The 18,261-nt window shown below is 58.2% G+C and carries 17 protein-coding genes and 1 pseudogene; 5 read left to right on the top strand and 13 right to left on the bottom strand.

The window, feature by feature from the left end; genetic code table 11:
• The 3 genes and pseudogenes from H6G62_RS27950 to H6G62_RS17120 all read right to left on the bottom strand — a co-directional run.
• Positions 1-110, bottom strand: a pseudogene (locus H6G62_RS27950) (IS630 family transposase); the annotation flags it as partial.
• A 27-nt stretch (positions 111-137) separates the two neighbouring features.
• Entirely contained in the window at positions 138-1,394 is a 1,257-nt protein-coding gene (locus tag H6G62_RS17125; protein ID WP_199325073.1) for a class I SAM-dependent DNA methyltransferase, read from the bottom strand.
• 208 nt (positions 1,395-1,602) lie between these two features.
• The gene (locus H6G62_RS17120; protein ID WP_190497315.1) at positions 1,603-4,410 is read right to left on the bottom strand and encodes a DEAD/DEAH box helicase family protein; all 2,808 of its coding nucleotides are present in this window, start codon (positions 4,408-4,410) and stop codon (positions 1,603-1,605) included.
• 159 nt (positions 4,411-4,569) lie between these two features.
• On the opposite strand from H6G62_RS17120, the gene glcD reads away from it, so the two are divergent.
• Positions 4,570-6,045, top strand: coding sequence for a glycolate oxidase subunit GlcD (gene glcD, locus H6G62_RS17115; RefSeq protein WP_190497313.1), 1,476 nt, complete (start codon positions 4,570-4,572; stop codon positions 6,043-6,045).
• 62 nt (positions 6,046-6,107) lie between these two features.
• Here the strand turns inward: glcD and H6G62_RS17110 are convergent, their stop codons facing one another.
• The 5 genes from H6G62_RS17110 to cysE form a co-directional block, all read right to left on the bottom strand.
• Complete coding sequence (locus H6G62_RS17110) at positions 6,108-7,709, bottom strand: helix-turn-helix domain-containing protein (protein WP_190497311.1); 1,602 nt, start codon at positions 7,707-7,709, stop codon at positions 6,108-6,110.
• Positions 7,710-8,026: 317 nt separating this feature from the next.
• Positions 8,027-8,710 carry a (2Fe-2S) ferredoxin domain-containing protein gene (locus tag H6G62_RS17105; RefSeq protein ID WP_190497309.1) on the bottom strand — a complete coding sequence of 228 codons (684 nt, stop codon included), beginning with the start codon at positions 8,708-8,710 and terminating at the stop codon, positions 8,027-8,029.
• A 99-nt stretch (positions 8,711-8,809) separates the two neighbouring features.
• Positions 8,810-9,148, bottom strand: a complete 339-nt coding sequence (gene nifT / locus H6G62_RS28635) for a putative nitrogen fixation protein NifT (protein WP_347239369.1) — start codon at positions 9,146-9,148, stop codon at positions 8,810-8,812.
• Between the two features lie 13 nt (positions 9,149-9,161).
• On the bottom strand, positions 9,162-10,271 hold the full coding sequence (gene nifV, locus H6G62_RS17095) for a homocitrate synthase (protein ID WP_190497307.1): 1,110 nt from the start codon (positions 10,269-10,271) through the stop codon (positions 9,162-9,164).
• The gene (cysE, locus tag H6G62_RS17090) at positions 10,268-10,990 is read right to left on the bottom strand and encodes a serine O-acetyltransferase (RefSeq protein WP_190497305.1); all 723 of its coding nucleotides are present in this window, start codon (positions 10,988-10,990) and stop codon (positions 10,268-10,270) included. Before cysE ends, nifV begins: the two co-directional genes overlap by 4 nt.
• A 700-nt stretch (positions 10,991-11,690) precedes the next feature.
• Here cysE and H6G62_RS17085 point away from each other — a divergent pair.
• The gene (locus H6G62_RS17085) at positions 11,691-12,341 is read left to right on the top strand and encodes a sigma-70 family RNA polymerase sigma factor (protein WP_242052137.1); all 651 of its coding nucleotides are present in this window, start codon (positions 11,691-11,693) and stop codon (positions 12,339-12,341) included.
• A 13-nt stretch (positions 12,342-12,354) separates the two neighbouring features.
• On the opposite strand, the gene H6G62_RS17080 is transcribed toward H6G62_RS17085, so the two are convergent.
• Positions 12,355-13,140, bottom strand: coding sequence for an alpha/beta hydrolase (locus H6G62_RS17080; RefSeq protein ID WP_190497301.1), 786 nt, complete (start codon positions 13,138-13,140; stop codon positions 12,355-12,357).
• 166 nt (positions 13,141-13,306) lie between these two features.
• Positions 13,307-14,059 (bottom strand): lysophospholipid acyltransferase family protein, encoded by a 753-nt coding sequence (locus H6G62_RS17075; protein WP_190497300.1) that lies wholly within the window; start codon positions 14,057-14,059, stop codon positions 13,307-13,309.
• Between the two features lie 188 nt (positions 14,060-14,247).
• Here H6G62_RS17075 and H6G62_RS17070 point away from each other — a divergent pair, with 188 nt between their 5' ends.
• The 3 genes from H6G62_RS17070 (at position 14,248) to H6G62_RS17060 (ending at position 16,195) form a co-directional block, all read left to right on the top strand.
• Positions 14,248-14,640 (top strand): pentapeptide repeat-containing protein, encoded by a 393-nt coding sequence (locus tag H6G62_RS17070; RefSeq protein WP_199325071.1) that lies wholly within the window; start codon positions 14,248-14,250, stop codon positions 14,638-14,640.
• 69 nt (positions 14,641-14,709) lie between these two features.
• Entirely contained in the window at positions 14,710-15,396 is a 687-nt protein-coding gene (locus tag H6G62_RS17065) for an ATP-dependent Clp protease proteolytic subunit (RefSeq protein ID WP_190497296.1), read from the top strand.
• A gap of 163 nt (positions 15,397-15,559) precedes the next feature.
• Positions 15,560-16,195: an ATP-dependent Clp protease proteolytic subunit gene (locus H6G62_RS17060; RefSeq protein ID WP_190497293.1), complete on the top strand. Its 636-nt coding sequence runs from the start codon at positions 15,560-15,562 to the stop codon at positions 16,193-16,195.
• Positions 16,196-16,389: 194 nt separating this feature from the next.
• Here H6G62_RS17060 and H6G62_RS17055 read toward each other — a convergent pair whose 3' ends face one another.
• From H6G62_RS17055 to H6G62_RS17045, 3 genes are all read right to left on the bottom strand, one after another.
• Complete coding sequence (locus H6G62_RS17055; RefSeq protein ID WP_190497291.1) at positions 16,390-17,367, bottom strand: 3'(2'),5'-bisphosphate nucleotidase; 978 nt, start codon at positions 17,365-17,367, stop codon at positions 16,390-16,392.
• Positions 17,368-17,440: 73 nt separating this feature from the next.
• Entirely contained in the window at positions 17,441-17,815 is a 375-nt protein-coding gene (locus H6G62_RS17050) for a DUF1818 family protein (RefSeq protein WP_190497290.1), read from the bottom strand.
• Positions 17,816-17,849: 34 nt separating this feature from the next.
• On the bottom strand, positions 17,850-18,077 hold the full coding sequence (locus tag H6G62_RS17045; protein WP_190497288.1) for a DNA-directed RNA polymerase subunit omega: 228 nt from the start codon (positions 18,075-18,077) through the stop codon (positions 17,850-17,852).
• Positions 18,078-18,261 lie beyond the last annotated feature (184 nt).

Genomic DNA, 18,261 nt, shown 5'->3' with positions numbered 1-18,261 from the left:
AACGTATTGCGACTGATCTGCAAGACACGAGCGACGTGGCTCTTGCGCTCACCTCGGTCAACTGCGGCAACGGCCTTTACTCTTAAATCCACACTGTAGGGGGCAGGCATCGGGGTTCAGGGGCGGAAACAACATCCCTATTCTGTCCTAATCAGTCTCCGGGCTGCAATAACTCCGGCATAGGGCTTAAATACGCCGCTGGGCATGGTAATCACCGCCTTCAGATCGCAGCGATCTACCAGAGTTTGGCGGAGTTGTTTAAACGCCTTGCCAGAGCCAAACAACACCCCCTGCGGCACAATTACACAGGCCGTTCCCCCGGTTTTTAGGAGGCGATAGATATTTTCGACAAACAGCAATTCCGTCTTGGTGGTGGCGAGGCTGAGGGTTTCGTTGATGTCGCCCTTGTCGATGCTGCCCGTAAACGGCGGATTGGCCATGATGATGTCGTAGGCGGCGGCTTCGTTGTAGCCTTTGCTGAGGGTGTCTTGGTAGTCGATGTGGGGGTCATCGATGCCGTGCATCATCAGGTTCATCAGGCCCAGGCGTACCATGGTGCCGTCGATGTCGTAGCCATAGAGGGAGTGTTGCAGGATGGTTTGGGCCTTTTCGGTCAGGGCCGCCGCCACCGAGGTACGGACAAAGCCGTCTTCATCGGGGGGCAAATCCTTGGTTCCGGCCCGAATGGCAAGCTGGGTGACGATGTATTGATAGGCCCCCAGCAAAAAGCCCCCCGAACCACAGGCCGGGTCGGCAATGCGGTGGCCCAGTTGGGGCTGCACCAGTTCGGCCATTAGCTTAATGATGTGGCGCGGCGTGCGAAACTGGCCATTTTTTCCGGCGGTGGCAATCTCCGACAGCAGCATTTCGTACACATCGCCCTGAATATCCTGAAACGCTTGGCCCTTCTCCTGGGAATCGCGATCCATGATCTCGAAAATGTGGTCGATGGTCTTCACCGCCTCCACCAGCAGGCTGGGCTTGGGGATGATAAACACCGCATTCTTCATGTGCTGGGCAAAGTTCGATTCGGCCCCGGTCAAATCCTTCAAAAACGGAAACACCCGACTCTGCACATGGCTCAGCATCGCCTCGGCGGGCATTCGGCTAAACTCGCTCCAGCGCAGGGATTGCTTGTCGATGGCGTATTGGTCGGGGTTGTCCTGCTGGCGATATTCCGGCGGAATCCAGGTGCCCGCAAACTTGGAGGTGTAGGGCTCCCCCGTCCATTCCGCATCGGCCTGCTTCTTTTGATCGACCTCATCAATCCGCTTCATGAACAGCAGGTAGGTGATCTGCTCGATGGCCGTCAACGGGTTGGAAATGCCGCCCGACCAAAACTTATTCCAAAGCTGGTCGATTTCGCTTTTGAGTTCAGGGTTGTTTTGTAGCATCAGTCAATTGTAAAGTCCTCGCGGCCCTCGCGGCCCTCGTGGCCCTCACCCTAAATCCCTCTCCCCACGGGAGAGGGACTTTGAAGTGCTTCCGGTTCGCCTCTCCCTGTGGGAGAGGGGCTAGGGGTGAGGGCTAGATCTCGGCCAAAGCACAGGATTCTATTCATCAGCGCATGGCTTGAATTTTCTGGGCTGGCGTCCCCCATCGTCAAGCGGCCAGCCGTTCCGTAAGCTGGAGGATTTCGGTAATCTCCCTGGGGGTAAACACGCCGCGAATGCCCTGGGGATGGATCACCGTAAACGGAGCGCTGATCAGGTCTTTCTTTTCCACCCGCTCCCGCTCGATGATGAACGTCCTCAGCAGGTCGAGGAACTCCAGTTGGCGGCTGTTGAGGGTGTTGTGCTGCTGAAGGAACTGGTCAAAGGCCTCGCTGACGGTGTCTGGAAAGCTTTTGAGGATTTCGATGCCCAGAATGTGGCGAATGAACTGGAGGAACTGCGCCCTGCGGTTTTGGTAGACCTGGCGCAGCAGGTCTTCGGTAATGTGGGGGTGCTCGGCGTGGAGCAGATTGGCCAAATCCTGGGCCTCCGCTGGGGTAATGGCCTCTCCGCTTTTGATCTTGATCAGCACCGGGTTGTGCTCCGTTAGCTCAGCAATCAACGCCTCCACCATCTCCCGATAGCGGCTGATCGACACCGATTCGTGCTGGGGGCCAAACTCCACCCAGTCCTTATGGTGCAGGGCATCCACCAAATCCAGCTCCACCGGGCCGGGGTTGATCCTCGGTTCGCGGAACCGCATCAGGCCGCCCAGGCGGGTACAGAGATTGTCGAGGGCCAGGTCTAGCTCGTTTTCATCGGCCCGAACCCAGTAGCGGTTGGTTTGGGCCTCGCGAATTAGCGCCTCTTCTTCCTGGACAAAATTGACCGTCAGTGGCAGTTCACTAATTTGTTCCACCAGGCCATCCCGCAACGCTTCGGCCTTACCCGTTTCCTGGCCCAGGTGGGCGAGGGCATAGTCCAACACATCCCGCTCAAAGCGCATGGCCTTAAAATCAACCTCCGACACCGTGCGAAACAGCGGTTTGATGGCATTCCGTAGAAATTCCAGCTTGGCGTGATCTAAGGTGATCCAAAAATTCTCATCCTCCAATCGGGCCAAGGTGGCGGCGGCTTCCTTAATGACCACAGAACTACGGGGCAGATCGGCGATCTGCTGGCGCAGCTTGGCCACCTCCCGCTCCACAATGGAAGGGTGGCCTAGGTCGCTGGCCTGTTCAATTTTGTTGAGGCGCAACCCCACCACCTGCACGGGTAGGGGAACCTGGGGTTTAAGCTCTTTTCCTTGGGGCTGAAGCTTGAAATACTCGAAATTGTCCCAACAATCTAGGATTAAGAACCCTTTCTTTTCTAGACACCAGGGCTGGAGTTTATGGTTCTCTAGCAATCGGGTGCCGCGCCCAATCATTTGCCAAAACTTGGTATAGGAATAAATCGGCTTGGCAAATACTAGATTGACAATTTCTCTCACATCAACGCCCGTATCCAGCATATCCACGCTAATCGCCACACGGGGCATATCGTTGTGGGTAAACTGATGCAGCAGCCCGTTCTTGCCGTAAACGCGAGGGTCATCGGAAACCAACACCTTGGCCAGTTCCCCCTTGTACTGGGGATAAAGCTGGTCAAAAACTTCCTCAATCCGCCGAGCATGTTTTTTGGAGGAGCAGAAAAAGATCGTCTTTCCGGGCAAGACCCCGTTAGCATCCTTGATGCATTCCTCCATAAATTCCTTCACAATCAGGACGTTGGTGCCCTTGTTGGTTACGGTTTTCTCTAGATCCGTGCCTTCAAAATTGATCTCTTCGATCTCCTTCCCTTCCAGCAGCAGCTTTTTCTGATCCGCTAGGGAGATTGTGCGCTTACTGATGCCCTCGTTCTGAAACTTAGTCTGAATTTTCATCACCTGAAAATTGCACAGATAGGGCGGCTCATGGTTCACCGCTTCCTCAAAGGTGTAGGCAAAGGTGGGCAGGCCATCTTCGCAATGAAAAAGCTGAAACGTATTGTGGTCAAGGATATCCGTAGGGGTGGCCGTTAGCCCCAGGGTAATGGTTTTGAAGTAATCCAGCACCTCTTTATAGGTGTTGTAGATCGAGCGATGGCTTTCATCCACCACAATCAAATCGAAAAAATGGGGCGATATTGGCTGTCCCTGATCCCGAATAATGTTGAGCATGGTGGGATAGGTGGCCACATAGATGCGTCGATCCTTGGCGATGCGCTTTTCCTCCTGACTAGGCCAGCGAGGTTCGTGGGGTAGATGTTCCTTGAACGCCTCTAGGGCCTGATCTCGCAGCGCAATGCGATCCACCAGAAACAGCACCTTTTCGGCATGGCCCGCCCGCATCAAGGCATCCACCAGGGCAATGCAGGTGCGTGTCTTTCCGGTGCCCGTCGCCATCACCAGCAGAAAATCGCGCTTTTTCTGGTCAATCCCCTCCAACACCGTGCGAATGGCACGAATTTGGTAATCGCGGCCCGCAATGTCGGTGTTGATGAGTTCCTGGGTGAGGGGCTTTTTGTGGCGGCGGATGTATTGAAACCGCTCCAAATCATCACGGGTAGGAAACCCCACGACCTGGCGAGGCGGGTAGTTGTCCAAATCCCAAAAGTAAATATCGTGGCCGTTGGTATAAAAGCAAAAGGGTAGTTCTCCACCGAGTTGCCGCTGAATGTTGTAGCAATACTGCTTGGCTTGCTCCCGGCCAATGGCGGCATCCCGGCTCGATTTTTTGGCCTCCACCACGGCCAAGGGTTTGCCATCCTTGCCCAGCAGCACATAGTCGCTAAACTGATGGCCGTTGTAGGCGGCTCCAGGTTCCGCCGCCCGACCAGAGGGCGAGGTTGCAATCTCAAATTCCTCCACCACCTGGGTCGGATCGTGGATATTCCAACCCGCTTGGGCCAAAAGGCCATCAATCAGATCAAGGCGTGTCTGCTTTTCGTTTTTCATGCAACTCTACATGCAACCTTGCCAGCGCGAATCCGTCGTCCAGCCATTACCGTTATAGTGCCCATGGTTCGTCGCAACCTATCACTCCAACCCGTCTTGGATGCAGAGGGGGAGTCGAGTCTTGCTAGGATCAGGCATAGTTCACTCATCCTCTGCCCTATGGCCCCTGCAACGACGACCCCCAGCGTTCAATCCTGGACACCGATTATTGAGGCATTTACCGATGTGCTTGGCCCCGACAAGGTGGTGCGGCGCAAGGAAGAGTTGTTGGTGTACGAGTGCGATGGTCTGACCAGTTACCGTCAGCGTCCGGCGGTGGTGGTGCTGCCCAATTCCACGGAGGAAGTGGCGGCGGCGGTGAAAATTTGTGATCGCTTCCAGGTGCCCTTTGTGGCACGGGGGGCGGGCACGGGCCTATCGGGGGGAGCCCTGCCCATTGAGGATTCCGTCCTCATCGTCATGGCCACCATGCGGAACATTTTGGGCGTTGACCTAGAGAACCAGCGGGTCGTGGTGCAACCGGGCGTGATCAACAACTGGGTGACCCAGGCGGTGAGCGGGGCCGGATTTTACTATGCGCCGGATCCCTCTAGCCAGTCGGTGTGTTCGGTGGGGGGCAACGTGGCCGAGAATTCTGGCGGCGTCCACTGCCTCAAGTATGGCGTGACCACCAACCACGTCTTGGGGCTGAAAGTAGTGACCCCCAAGGGCGACATTGTGGATTTGGGTGGCCCGGTGGCGGAGATGCCCGGATACGACCTCACCGGGGTATTCGTCGGCTCCGAGGGTACCCTCGGCATCGCCACAGAAATTACCCTGCGGATCCTCAAAGCGCCGGAATCGATCCAGGTGTTGTTGGCGGATTTTACCTCCGTGGAAGCGGCGGGCGAGGCGGTGTCGGCCATCACCAGCGCCGGAATTATTCCTGCCGGGATGGAGATGATGGACAACTTTAGCCTCAATGCCGTGGAGGACGTGGTAGCCACCAACTGCTACCCCAGGGATGCAGCGGCGATTTTGCTGATTGAAATCGACGGTCTGCCCGCCGAGGTGAAGGCCACCGGGGAGCGCATCGATCACCTCTGTCGCCAAAAGGGTGCCCGCAGCATTACCGTTGCCACCGACCCCGAAGAACGCCTGCGCCTGTGGAAGGGACGCAAAGCCGCCTTCGCCGCCATGGGTAAACTCAGCCCCGACTACTATGTGCAGGATGGCGTCATCCCTCGCACCCAACTGCCCTACGTGCTGAAGGAAATCGCCGCCCTCGGTGCCCACCACGGCTATCGGGTGGCCAATGTGTTCCATGCGGGCGACGGCAACCTGCACCCGCTGATTCTGTATAACAATTCAATCCCTGGCCAGCTCGAACAGGTGGAGGAACTGGGGGGCGACATCCTCAAGCTCTGCATCAAGGTGGGGGGCAGCATCTCCGGCGAGCACGGCATCGGGGCCGACAAACGCTGCTACATGCCCGATATGTTCTCCGAAACCGACCTAGAAACTATGGCCTGGGTGCGCCAAGCCTTTAACCCCAGTGGTTTGGCCAACCCTACCAAGCTCCTGCCCACCCCCCGCACCTGTGGCGAAGCAGCCCGCCCCCAAGGCAATGCCTTTCCTCAGGTTGAACGGTTCTAGGACGTAGCCTGATGCCCTGAAAGCCCTCACCCTTGCAGTCTTTGGCGTAACTCGAACTTAGGTTAGCCCAGCCCCAGCACCGTTTGCAGTTGGGTGAGATCCCCTGCCCCGACGCTAAAGCGTCCATTTTCCACATCCCGAATCCAGCTTTGGCTTTTGCCGAGACGCTGGGCCAAGGCCCGCTGACTCAGGTTTTGGCGCTGGCGGGCGGCCTTGATCGCATCGCCGGACAGGGCGGTGGGGGGGGCGGTGGGGGTAGATTTCGCAGATCGCCGTCGTTTGGGCCGGGTTTTGCCAACACTCTGCTGCCAGTCCTCGGATAGATCAAACCCCAGCAGACGGGCATTCAGCAGCCGTTGCCCTTTATCGCGGGGGGCGCGATCCGTCAGGCTGAGGGGACGATGGGCGTCGTCGGCCCAAAAGTCGAGGGCATCGTCGGCATCGTCAGGAATCTCCGCCACCCTGGCCCATAGGGGCTGGATTTCTGGGGGATAAGTATCGGGGTCAAACTGGGGTTTAAGACCGTGGTGGTAGAGGGTTTCTAGGTCGTTCTCAAAGGTTTTGAGTAGGCGCTTGTGGGCACCGCGCACGGTCATCGCTTCCCGCAGCCGATCTTCGCCGTAGGCAATCCGCAATAGGGTGCGCACGGTCATGCGGTGGTCGCTGCCTAGGCGCAGCTTAAACACCAGCCACAGCAATAGACGCATGGCCCCCTCGTGCTGTTGCCAACTGGCCATCACCCCGGTCAGCAGCAGCCAGGGTAGGGTGCCGTACTGATAAAAGGCGGTCTGCTTGCCGTAGTCTTGTCGATTGAGAAAGTGCTTGGCCCAAGCTCCAGCCTGGAGGGTGAAACTCAGCCCAATCAGGTGTTGGCATCCCTCGGTATCAGTCTCAAAGTAGTACTGGGTATGCAGGAGTTGCCAGATGGCATGTTCCTCCAGGCTAAAGCCCTGCACCTTGCCCTGGCGTGGCCAGTCGAGGGAGACCAACACCTGACAAGCCTGAAAGACGAGGGTTTTGATGAGCTTCAGCCGTTCCAGCTTGGTCAGGTCTTTGCGGCGGTGCAACCCTAGGTATTGTTCAAGGTGCTGGTCGTTGAGCACAAAAGGCTGTTCCCAGGGGCGATCATCGGTGGTCGCCTGGGCGGCAAAAATCAGGTGTAGACAGGTGGCCCGTAGATCAAACTGGGTCAGAGCCTCCATCCCGGCATCATAGGCCGTGGCGCTGGGGTTGGGATCCTCTGGATCGGCGGCAAGGCGAAACCGTAGTTCCCCTCGGCCCCGGTGGATGGTGTGGCAATAACGCAAGCGGCCCTGATCATCGGCATGCCAGGGCAAGGACTGACGCTGGGCTAACACATTGCAGGCTTCCCACACCACCATGCAGGAGGCAAAGGGTGTGGTTTTCCCATTGAGAAAAATATTTGGAATGGCGACGGGCAGCAGGGTACTTTTGTTGCGGCCTTTTTTGGGCTGGAGGGGAGCCAGTGCCCCGGTGACGCAGACATCGACACAGCGGGGCACATCGATGTCCTCGCAGCTATTGCACAGGGTGGGATCAATCCAGTAACCCTCGCCATCGGGCTGCACCTTAATGGCCCCGGTGGGACATTCTGGTTGACAGCTATCGCAGGCCGTGCAGCCTTCCTTAACGGTGTAGACCATTGAGTACCCCCTTTCGCCAGTGATTCACCCTCCTAGGGATAACAACCTAAATCACCAGTTTTTATGCTGACGGATACGATTTAATGATCTCTTTCTTATTGCCAAAAATGCGTTCAGAATGGACGTTTTGAGCATAAATTAAGTAATGATAACAACGACATTTTGAGGCCAAATATGAGAGATTGATGACCTTGTCTTTAAACCGCGCTTCTTCGTAAATAAACAACATCTTTGCGAAACATTGCTTTACATCTCCTTCGGCCTAGCCGACGATGCCCCTGCCACCGCTCCCCCCGCCCTTGCCCCGTGCATGACGGCTAGAGAGGAACGGGCTTGGCCGGAGCAAAGTGGCGATCAAGCACCCCCGACAGACGCGATAGTTTGACCCGACTGTAGCGGTGTCCCCCCGGCATCACGGTGAAGGTAGGAGCCTTGGAACAGTGGCTTTGGCATCCCGTGTATTGAATTTCCACCTGGGAGTGGAGATTACGGTCTCGTAGTGCCTGTTTGAGCGCCTCAACCAACTGGCGGCCTCCTCGCCTTTGGCAACCGGATTTGCGGCAGACCTGGATTTTGATGGCATGGGCGGCGGGGTGCGAATTGGGCCGCTGGGAGGGATGGCTAGCGGAGAGACCAGCGGAGGGTGCCGCAGAAGACGAGTTTTTCCCAGAAGACGAGATCACGGAGGGTGAGAGATCCGTCGTAGGGTGAGGGGGGTGAGGGCATGGTGTGGGCCGAGGGGGAAGCAACACAAACACCTGGTGGGCCTTGAGTTTAATCGTGCTGCCATCGAATTCGGTACGGCCAATGCAGCGCAGGTAGTCGCCCGGTTGTAGCCGTGATCTCAGCACCGTTCGCACCTCCTTGGGCAGTTTGATGGTTAGCCATTCGCCCTCCACGTCTAAATAAATGGCCTTAGCCTTAGCGGGGTCATCGCCCACAAAGCCGAGAAAGGTGCCATCGAGGTTGAACATCCAGGGGGGGAGCGTGGTTGCGGCCATGGGATCTCTCCTTGGTAGGGGGGCGGTCGTGGGCAGAACTCTCAGAACATCTCAATTTCCCTGCTGGGAGGGGCTAGGGGCGGGGGTCCCTGGCCAAACTCAGTTCAGCTTGCGGGCATCCACGGTTCGGGGCATTGAAATCGGGTCACCCAGTCCCTTTACCTCTAGCTTCCAGCCATTCGCCAGGGTGAGGATGTGGGCATTGTCTCCCTGGGTTTGGGAAACCACCTCTTCTTCGAGATCTTTCTTGGCCACATAAACCAGGAGATGGCCAGCGGCATTGGTGCGAAGCATGACTTTCATAGGGGAGGGAGAGTAGGGAATTGGGAAGCGGGAGTCGGGAGTCGGGAGTCGGGAGTCGGGATAATTCAGGGGGAAGTGGGAAGTGGCGGCTTCAGATCCCCCTTTCCAAGGGGGCAGGGGGGATCCTCCAGGCATGGCCTAGGCCGATCTAACCTTGACCAGCGGCAACCCTGAGGAGTTCATCAACGGTGAGGCTACGTTTGAGGGCTACGGCGCGATGGCGAACTTCATCCAGCACGGACTGGCTGTTTTCGTGATCAAGGTGGACGCCCTGGGTAGACAGGACTTGCTCAATCAGGTGGCGACCGGAATGTTTGCCGATCACCAAACTGCGCTGGCGACCGACTTCCTGGGGGTCAAAGGGTTCGTAGGTGCTGGGGTTTTGCATCACGCCGTGGGCGTGGATGCCCGCTTCATGGGCAAAGGTGTTATCGCCCACGATGGCCTTCCAGGGGGGGACGGCACAGTTGACGGTTTTGGCCACCAACCGGGAGAGTTCCAGAAAATGCTGGGTTTTGAGGCCCGTTTTGAGGCCGTAGAGGTGCTTCATGGCCATCACCACTTCCTCTAGGGCGGCGTTTCCTGCTCGTTCGCCGAGACCGTTGACGGTGGTGTTCACCGAGGTGGCCCCGGCCCGCACCCCGGCCAGGGCATTGGCGGTGGCCAGACCGAGATCGTTGTGGGTGTGCATTTCCACCGGAATCGTCAGGGCGGCCACCAGTTTGGCCACTTTGTCGTGGGTGGTGAAGGGGTCGAGGATGCCGACAGTATCGCAAAAGCGGAACCGAAACGCCCCCCACTCCTGGGCATACTGGGCCACATCCAGCAAAAAGCTTTCATCGGCGCGAGATCCGTCTTCCCCACCAAGGCTCACCGCTAGGCCATGGTCGCGGGCAAAGGTGATGGCGTCGCGCAACTGCTCTAGCATGGCTCGCCAGCGGCCCTGAAACTTCACCTGAATCTGAATCTCAGATACCGGGATGGAAATATGAACGCGCTTGAGGCCGCAGTGGATCGAGGCTTGAATATCCGACAGGACGGCTCGATTCCAGCCCAGCAGGTGAGCATTAAGGCCCAGATCGACAATGGTGCGAATGGCCTTGGCCTCCTCTTGGCCCATGGCAGGAATGCCCACCTCTAGCTCCTGCACACCAATGGCATCGAGGAACTTGGCAATGGCTACTTTTTCCTCCAGGCCAAAGGCCACGCCAGCGGCCTGTTCGCCATCGCGAAGGGTGGTGTCGTTGATGTCAATCATGGCACGAGCGTCCGTGGGGTAGAGGGGCGGGGTTGGAGGTGGCGCACCTGGGCTTCGAGGGCTTCGATGCGATCCAGCAGGGTGTGAAGGGTGAGGGCGTCGGCATCGGGCAATTGGCCATGGTCTAGGGGGGCTGTTTCGGTATTGCAGTGGCGCACTAGGCGACTGGGCACCCCAACGGCAGTGCAGTGGGCGGGGACAGAACGCAGCACCACCGCCCCTGCCCCAATGCGGGCATAGTCGCCCAGGGTAATATTGCCTAACACCTTGGCCCCCGCCCCCAGCACCACATGGTTGCCCACGGTGGGATGGCGTTTGCCGCTTTCCTTGCCCGTGCCGCCCAGGGTAACGCCCTGGTAGATCAGGCAAAAATCTCCCACAATGGCCGTTTCGCCAATCACCACGCCGATGCCATGATCAATAAACACCCCCCGGCCAAGGCGTGCACCGGGGTGAATATCGATGCCTGTAAAAAAGCGGCTGAGGTAGGCGATGAACCGAGGGAAAAAGGGCAGACCCCAACGATGCAACCCGTGAGCCAAACGGTGGGCCAGAAGGGCGTGCAAACCGGGGTAGCAGCACAACACCTCCAGCCAATGTTTCGCGGCGGGATCTCGTTCAAAGATGATGGCGGCATCCTCCGGGAGGGAGAAACGCAGGCGAGAACTGGGCTTTGACCGTGGGGACGGACGGGAGGACTGGGATAGGGGGAGAAACATGGCGCTGGGCTGGCTCGGCGTGGGTTTCTCTGCTTATAGCAACGCCCCAAAGGCCACGATTTTGGGATTGCCCCATCCAAATTCACTAAAATAATTAGTCCGGTACTCAGTCCCGCAAGCGACGGCCTACCCAGTCTTTGAAGTTCTGCATAGCCTAGGGGACAGGTATTTTGGCCCCTAGGAATGGGGATTTTTACCCCTAGGGCCAAGTATTCTGCACTCAGGGCAAACCCCCAACCCCCAAGGCCGCGCCCCCATTCTAGGGATGTGGCAAAACCCCCAGGATTTGTACTCAAAGGATCGCTTCACCGGACGATGCCCCTCGCTGTCGTCGGAGAAACCGTAGCCAAAGTGTCAGAACCCCGTTTCGATAACTCATCAATCCTTAACAATCGCCTGAACAACCGTGGGCTGTCACAACAACCTAACGACGGCAACCGTCACCGGACAGGTCTAAACACCGAACTCCGCCACCATCTGGCCAGAGTTGGCTAGGGCTGGCTGACGGCTTTCCTTGTGCCAACCCAAGCACAGGCACAAGGGACGTTCTGGGCGGCGAGAACCCCAGGCAGAATACGGACAAGCCTGCCAGAGGCCCATGAGGAGCCATCGCCGTTGTTGCAACGGGTCTATACCGATCTCTGCTGTTTATTAACGGCGCTGAATGAACGGCGTCACTGTAGAAGGAATGAGTCATCCTATGTTCTCTACTTGGTCTGTCCACCTCAGCGGTTCTAAGCCGTCGGCTTGCCCTAGCGATCTCACCAACTCAGAACTGGTAGCCCTCTGTCAGCAACGGTTGCGCCCCGACCGAGCCATCTTTGCCGAATTGCTGCGTCGCTACCAGGGCCATGTGGATAAGTTACTCTACCACCTCGCCCCCGACTGGCCCGACCGCGCCGATCTGTCCCAGGAAGTGTGGATTCGGGTTTACCGCAACATTCGCCGCCTCAACGAACCCGCCAAATTTAAGGGTTGGCTGAGCCGCATCACCACCAATCTGTTCTACGACGAACTGCGCCGTCGCAAGCGCACCCGCACCACCCTATCCCTGGATGCGCCCCTTAACCTAGAGGACGGATCCATCGAGTGGGATGTTCCCTCCACCGATCCCGGCCCGGTGGACACCTTGATGACCAAAGAGTTCTACACCCACCTACACCAAGCCATTGCCGACCTGCCAGAGGTCTTCCGTACCGCCATTGTGCTACGGGAAATTCAGGGCTTGGCCTACGAAGACATCGCCGATATCACCGGGGTGTCCCTCGGCACCGTCAAATCTCGCATTGCCCGCGCCCGCCATCGTCTCCAGGGCGACCTCCAGCCCTACCTCGGCGGCGAGTCCTCCTAGCTTGGCCTTGGAATTAAGCCAAAACCGGGCTGGATTGGGGCAGAAATCCCGTTTTGGCCAGAATTTGACCTAGGTTAACCTCTTGCTCTAGCAGACAGGCATGGCCGCTGTGGGGTAGGGGGTAAATCTGGGCCTGGGGCAACCGCTGGGTTAGGCGTTGGGCCTCTTCTAAGGAAGGCAGCAAGCCATCCGCCAGGGCCGCGACAATGAGCGTCGGTGGAGTCTGCACCGCCAGGGGAAGGGCTTCGGGTTGAAACTGGGCCAGCAATGCCATCCGCCAAGCCACCGTAGTCTGGGGCACCGCCCGCACCGCCCCCAGCAATTGTTCGCGCTGGGTGGGTGCCATGCGGCTGAGATTGGCCAACAGGGGCAGACTGCCCAGAGTAGACCAGGGAAAAGCCAAGGACGGCACCCAAGGCGTGATCTGCCCCAGCCAGTGCAGCCAGGGTAGCCGATGGAAGGCCGAAGCTGGGTTCACCAAAATCAAACGATGGGCCAACTGGGGATCCTGGGCCACCACCTGAAGCGCCAAACAAGCCCCAAAGGACTCCCCACAGAGGTAAATTGGGCGTCCGGCAGCAACCGTCGTAATCAGGGCAATGGTCTGGTTAGCCAAGCGATCCCACGTACTTCGATCTTCCCTAGGCAGGGCCAAACAGCGCACCTCAAAATGGGAATGCAGGGCGGGAACCTGGGTTGAAAACAGCCGCCCCGACCCATCCATACCGGGAAGGTAGACCAACAGCGGCTTCTGGGGCTGGGCTTCGGTGGGGGTTAACAATTGTAGGACGGTAGGCATAGGGAATCGGGAGTCGGGTAGGGGCGAGGTCTCCTCGCCCATGGGTATCGAGGATCGGGAGTCGGGTAGGGGCGAGGTCTCCTCGCCCATGGGTATTGGGTTCGGGGTATGACGCAGAACCCAACGGAAAGGTGGAACCGGGGCGAAGTCTGGCGGGATGGAGCCTTTAAGGCGTAGTCCGTAGCAGGGTGGCAATTTCCTCGTGGCAACCGTGGGTGAGATCGCTCAGTAGGGCGTCGTTGCCCTTGCGCCGATAGTGGGAGCGCAGGGCGGCATCCATGCGAATGGGGCGACCAATGCGCACCTCCACCGACCGATACACCACGGCGGGGTGCCAGCCCGATTGCTGGAACAGGGGCTCGGTGGCGTCAAACCAGCTCAACCAGCGCAGGGGGATGGCGGCATTGTTCCACTCTTGGCGGGAGGCAATGGCCACAGGCACAATCGCGAGTTGATCGACGGGGGCGCGTAGGGCTAAATGGGCAAAGCCCCGATGGAAGCTACCGAGGTGCTGGGGGCTGGTGGGTTGCACCATGGGAGCCGCTCCCTCTGGGAAAATGCCCACGGCCCCACCTTGGCTGAGGGTGTGGCAGGCCCGACGAAAGAAGGCTCGCTGGCCCCGTTCGGGTGGGTCGAGGGGGAGACAGCCCAGGGCTTGCACCACTTCGCGTAAACCGGGCACTTGGCCCATGTAGTGATGGCAGGCAAATCGCACCGGACGGTTCACAGCCTGCATCAACAGCAGAGCATCCATAATGCTGCGGTGGTTGCTCACCAACACCATGGGCTGGGTGGTGGGTAGGCGACGGTACCCGGTGACGGTCATTGTCACGCCAGACAGGCGCAGCAGCCCGGTGGCCAAGGCTAGGGGCGACAGGGCAAGCGGAGCATCGAGGAGCGGTGGCGAAGCAGGGGCCATGGGAATCGCGACGGGGACAGACGCCCTAGACAGCCAAGGGCGGGGGAAATAGCCAGGGGTCGTCTCATAACGTAACAAAACTTGCCCACCAACGGATCGCCGGATTCCCTCCCTCAACGGATAGTTAAGAGCCTGGTACAGGGTGCCCCAGACCGCCTAAGCTAGAGGGGCGAATGAGAGAATCTGCCATGACGACCCCCTTGGTACCTGTTTCCCAAATTGCCACGGCAGCGGATCTGCTGAAGGCTTACGCGGCTGGCCAGCGTAATTTTGAATACGTCCTATTGGCCGAGGCCGACCTGACGGGGGCCGATCTGAAGGGCTGCGACTTTAGCTATGCCGACTTCGGAGGGGCCAACCTCAGCGGCTGCAACCTGCGCGGAGCCGACCTCAGCTATGCCAACCTCGGTGATGCCAACCTGACCAACACCGACCTGCGGGGGGCCATGCTGATCGGCACCGACCTGCGCACAGCCACGATCACTGCCGCCCAGTTCCACCAAGCCGACTACGATCCCGATGAGACCCACTTTCCCTCCGGCTTCGACCCCGTTCAGCAAGGGCTAAAGGCCGACCGCTAGAGATGGGGTAGAACCCAGTTCGCCAGCGCGTTACACTGTTAAAAACCCGTATTTGGGCAGGTTTGGTCTATGAGTATGGAAATTAAAGCTGTGCAAGCCCCCTACTATGGCGATGCCATGTATCGCACGCCGCCCCCAGATTTGCCCTCCCTACTGCTAAAGGAGCGGATTGTGTACCTGGGTCTGCCCCTGTTTTCGGGCGACGACATCAAGCAACAGGTGGGCATTGACGTGACCGAACTGATCATCGCCCAGTTGCTCTACCTTCAGTTTGACGACCCCGATAAGCCCATCTTCTTCTACATCAACTCCACGGGCACCTCTTGGTACGACGGCAACATGATCGGCTACGACACCGAAGCCTTTGCCATCTGCGACACCATGAACTACATCAAGCCCCCCGTCCACACCATCTGCATTGGTCAGGCCATGGGGTCGGCGGCGGTAATTTTGGCCGCAGGCACCAAGGGTTATCGGGCCAGCTTGCCCCATGCGCGGATTGTGCTCAACCAGCCCCGCAGCGGTGCCCAAGGCCAAGCCACCGACATCGAAATTCGGGCCAAGGAAGTGATCGACAACAAGCGATCCATGATGGGGATTTTGGCCAAGAGTACGGGCAAAACCCTCGACCAAGTGATGCACGACTCTGACCGCATGTTCTACATGAACCCCCAAGAAGCCAAGGAATACGGCATTATTGACCGGGTGTTAGAAAGCCGGAAAGAGCTGCCCAAAATGGCCGCTGGAGTCGCCTAGATCGTGGCTTTTTTAGCTGCTGTAGGATGCGTGAGGCCCAGCCGTACCGCATTAAGAAACGATTCAGAATGGGTTACGCTGCGCTAACCCCTCCTACAGAAACCGAATTGTCGGAATTTTTCAAAACCTACGTTGTTTCTCGTTTTAAGGTTGCAAAAACGCTATGCCCATCGGTACTCCCAAGGTTCCCTATCGTCTGCCCGGTAGCCAATACAGCCAGTGGGTAGACATCTACACCCGCCTCAACCAGGAGCGCATCATCTTCCTGGGTCAGGAAGTCACCGATACCCTGGCCAATTCCATTGTGGCGGCCATGCTGTACCTCGACTCCGACGATAACAGTAAGCCCATCTACCTCTATATCAACTCCCCCGGTGGCTCGGTAACAGCGGGCATGGCCATCTACGACACCATGCAGTACATCAAGTCTGATGTGGTGACGATCTGCCTCGGTTTGGCGGCGTCCATGGGAGCCTTCCTCCTGGCGGCGGGTAGCCCCGGTAAACGGTTGGCCCTGCCCCACTCCCGGATTATGATCCACCAACCCATGGGCGGCACCGGACGGCAACGCCTCCAGGCCAGCGACATTGCCATTGAGGCCAAGGAAATCCTGCGGGTGCGCCAGGAACTGAACGAAATGATGGCCCGCCACACCGGGAAACCCATCGAACAAATTGAAAAAGACACCGACCGCGACTACTTCATGTCCGCCGAAGAAGCCGCCGCCTACGGCCTGATCGACAAGGTGATCGAAGACCGCAACCAGGAACTTGCCACCGCAGTGGCCTCGACGATCTAATTCGCGTAAGCTCAGCCAATCAAAACGGCCACCAGTCCGTACCCTCAGCCCCTCTCCCTCGGTTGGAAGAGGGGTTTTAATTAAGACGTTAAACCCCAAAATAGGGGGCTTGATGTAGTTGATTCATACTAAATCTGGCTTACTTACCCACGGTATCAGCGGGCGAGGAGACCTCGCCCCTACGGTTTGTCGGCCTAGGACTCGGTGGGATGGGTCGCCAAAGCCGCTAGCACCTCGGCATGGATAGTGCCATTACTCACCACAACGCCGCGATTGTCCTCAAGCCGAGCGGATTGGCTAAAGTCTAGGGGTTTGCCGTGCATATCCGTCACGCAGCCCCCAGCCTCTTGCACCACAAGGGTTCCAGCGGCATGATCCCAAATTTTTTCTCGGTAGTCGGGGGTTTTGGGGGAGGGCAAACGCAGGTATAGCGCGGCCTGCCCAGCGGCCACAGCAGCATACTTGGCTTGGCTATCCATCCCCATGGAGGGGGACTGAATCCCCACCGCCTGGGCCATGGCATTTTGCTGGCTTTGGTTGCCATGACCAGATTCCACGCTTTCCACAAACCGGAACCGATCCGACTGGGGATCTTGCACCACCTGCAAGGGTTGGGGATCTCCCCCAGCTAGGGGCATCATCATCGCCCCCTCGCCGCGAACCGCCACGAATAGCAGTCCTCGGTCGCCGCCGTCGAAACTTAAATAGGGACAACCCAGCACCCCTACTTTGAGGTCGCCATTTTCCACCAGGGCTAGGGCAATGGCGTACTGGTCGCCGCGCAAAAAGCCCTTGGTGCCATCAATGGGATCCAACGTCCAATAGCGGGAAGAAACCGTGCCGTTGCCGTGGTCAATCCAGGTCAGCACGTCCTCGGCGGTGGCGGTGGCAAGGTGTTGCTGCACTTGAGCGGTCACCGTCGCTAGGGGGCCAGCCATCTCCGGTTGGCGCAGGGCGGCGGCGTCCTCTTCTCCTACGACCGCATCCTGGGGAAACGCTTCGGCCAAGGCCCGACAGATGATCGCCTGGGCACCGAAGTCGGCCACGGTCACCGGGCTTTTGTCATTTTTTTCGATGGCTTCGGGCACCAGGGTTTGGCGCACGGTCTCGCACAACTGCGCCGCCTGCCGCACCGCTGCCACCGCTACCTGTTTTTCCAATTCGTAGGCCATTTACCGTTCTCCTCAATAACCCGCTCCACCCTGGAGAGTCATACCGTTCATCCAAAAGGGCTGCATGGAATCCCTAAAAAGGCTGCGTGAACACCGTATCCATGGCCCGCAGCAGTGGGCCTGTGGCGGCAATATCCCAAGCCCCCTCACAGCGCCGCCCGGATTGCAGAATAAACCGCAGCGTAAAGGCGTTGGGGAACCCGTTCACCTCCACCCAAGCAAGGTCAGACTCGGCATCGCAGGTCAGGCTCTCTTCATCCATTAGCACATCGGCCATGGCCTGCATTTGCTGGGCCAACTGCTGTGCTAGACGACAGATCTCCTGGAACTCTGGAGCGGTTAACTCCATTGCCCAATGGGCACCCCCTAGCAAACCTGGATAGTGGGTTGCCTCACCATCCCAGCCGATTCGCCAGCCTTCCCCTTCTTGCATGGCCCGTTGTCCCATGGGTGATGAGTTCCGGCTAGGGGCTGTCGATGATCTACTCGCCGATGATTTCCGGCTGGGTCAGCTCGTCAGACATTTCGATGATGGCGCGGAGGACGGGTTTCATTTTGGGGTCTTCGTAGTTCTCGAAATCCTCAAACCGACGACGCTGGGCACGATTGGCCACCTGTACCGTAATTCGATAGCGATTGGACGCGGCCCGGATGAGTTCCTCGCTGCGGCGCATAATTTGCGTACTGTCGAAGTGGGAGCGCTTGAGCATGGAGAACCCTTACCTAGAAAAACTCAGATCCCATTGTATCAAGGATTTTGTATCCAGGATTTGATTGTGCCCCCTGAGGAAGGGGATCTTGCCGATCTGGGATGTGCCCGGTTTGCGGGATGCCAGGAATGGGATGGGCAAGATGGCGTCGATGCCAATTATGGGTGGCCCAACGATGGCGGGC

It is taken from the genome of Phormidium sp. FACHB-1136 (genome assembly GCF_014697375.1).
Taxonomy (GTDB): Bacteria; Cyanobacteriota; Cyanobacteriia; order Phormidesmidales; family Phormidesmidaceae; genus Nodosilinea.
This window is presented reverse-complemented; position numbering and strand designations above follow the sequence as displayed.

What these genes read in the sequence shown, in the direction of transcription:
- H6G62_RS17125 (WP_199325073.1), bottom strand. Translation starts at nt 1,394, where the DNA reads ATGCTACAAAACAACCCTGAACTCAAAAGCGAAATCGACCAGCTTTGG.
- H6G62_RS17120 (WP_190497315.1), bottom strand. Translation starts at nt 4,410, where the DNA reads ATGAAAAACGAAAAGCAGACACGCCTTGATCTGATTGATGGCCTTTTG.
- glcD (WP_190497313.1), top strand. Translation starts at nt 4,570, where the DNA reads ATGGCCCCTGCAACGACGACCCCCAGCGTTCAATCCTGGACACCGATT.
- H6G62_RS17110 (WP_190497311.1), bottom strand. Translation starts at nt 7,709, where the DNA reads ATGGTCTACACCGTTAAGGAAGGCTGCACGGCCTGCGATAGCTGTCAA.
- H6G62_RS17105 (WP_190497309.1), bottom strand. Translation starts at nt 8,710, where the DNA reads ATGGCCGCAACCACGCTCCCCCCCTGGATGTTCAACCTCGATGGCACC.
- nifT (WP_347239369.1), bottom strand. Translation starts at nt 9,148, where the DNA reads ATGCCTGGAGGATCCCCCCTGCCCCCTTGGAAAGGGGGATCTGAAGCC.
- nifV (WP_190497307.1), bottom strand. Translation starts at nt 10,271, where the DNA reads ATGATTGACATCAACGACACCACCCTTCGCGATGGCGAACAGGCCGCT.
- cysE (WP_190497305.1), bottom strand. Translation starts at nt 10,990, where the DNA reads ATGTTTCTCCCCCTATCCCAGTCCTCCCGTCCGTCCCCACGGTCAAAG.
- H6G62_RS17085 (WP_242052137.1), top strand. Translation starts at nt 11,691, where the DNA reads ATGTTCTCTACTTGGTCTGTCCACCTCAGCGGTTCTAAGCCGTCGGCT.
- H6G62_RS17080 (WP_190497301.1), bottom strand. Translation starts at nt 13,140, where the DNA reads ATGCCTACCGTCCTACAATTGTTAACCCCCACCGAAGCCCAGCCCCAG.
- H6G62_RS17075 (WP_190497300.1), bottom strand. Translation starts at nt 14,059, where the DNA reads ATGGCCCCTGCTTCGCCACCGCTCCTCGATGCTCCGCTTGCCCTGTCG.
- H6G62_RS17070 (WP_199325071.1), top strand. Translation starts at nt 14,248, where the DNA reads ATGACGACCCCCTTGGTACCTGTTTCCCAAATTGCCACGGCAGCGGAT.
- H6G62_RS17065 (WP_190497296.1), top strand. Translation starts at nt 14,710, where the DNA reads ATGAGTATGGAAATTAAAGCTGTGCAAGCCCCCTACTATGGCGATGCC.
- H6G62_RS17060 (WP_190497293.1), top strand. Translation starts at nt 15,560, where the DNA reads ATGCCCATCGGTACTCCCAAGGTTCCCTATCGTCTGCCCGGTAGCCAA.
- H6G62_RS17055 (WP_190497291.1), bottom strand. Translation starts at nt 17,367, where the DNA reads ATGGCCTACGAATTGGAAAAACAGGTAGCGGTGGCAGCGGTGCGGCAG.
- H6G62_RS17050 (WP_190497290.1), bottom strand. Translation starts at nt 17,815, where the DNA reads ATGGGACAACGGGCCATGCAAGAAGGGGAAGGCTGGCGAATCGGCTGG.
- H6G62_RS17045 (WP_190497288.1), bottom strand. Translation starts at nt 18,077, where the DNA reads ATGCTCAAGCGCTCCCACTTCGACAGTACGCAAATTATGCGCCGCAGC.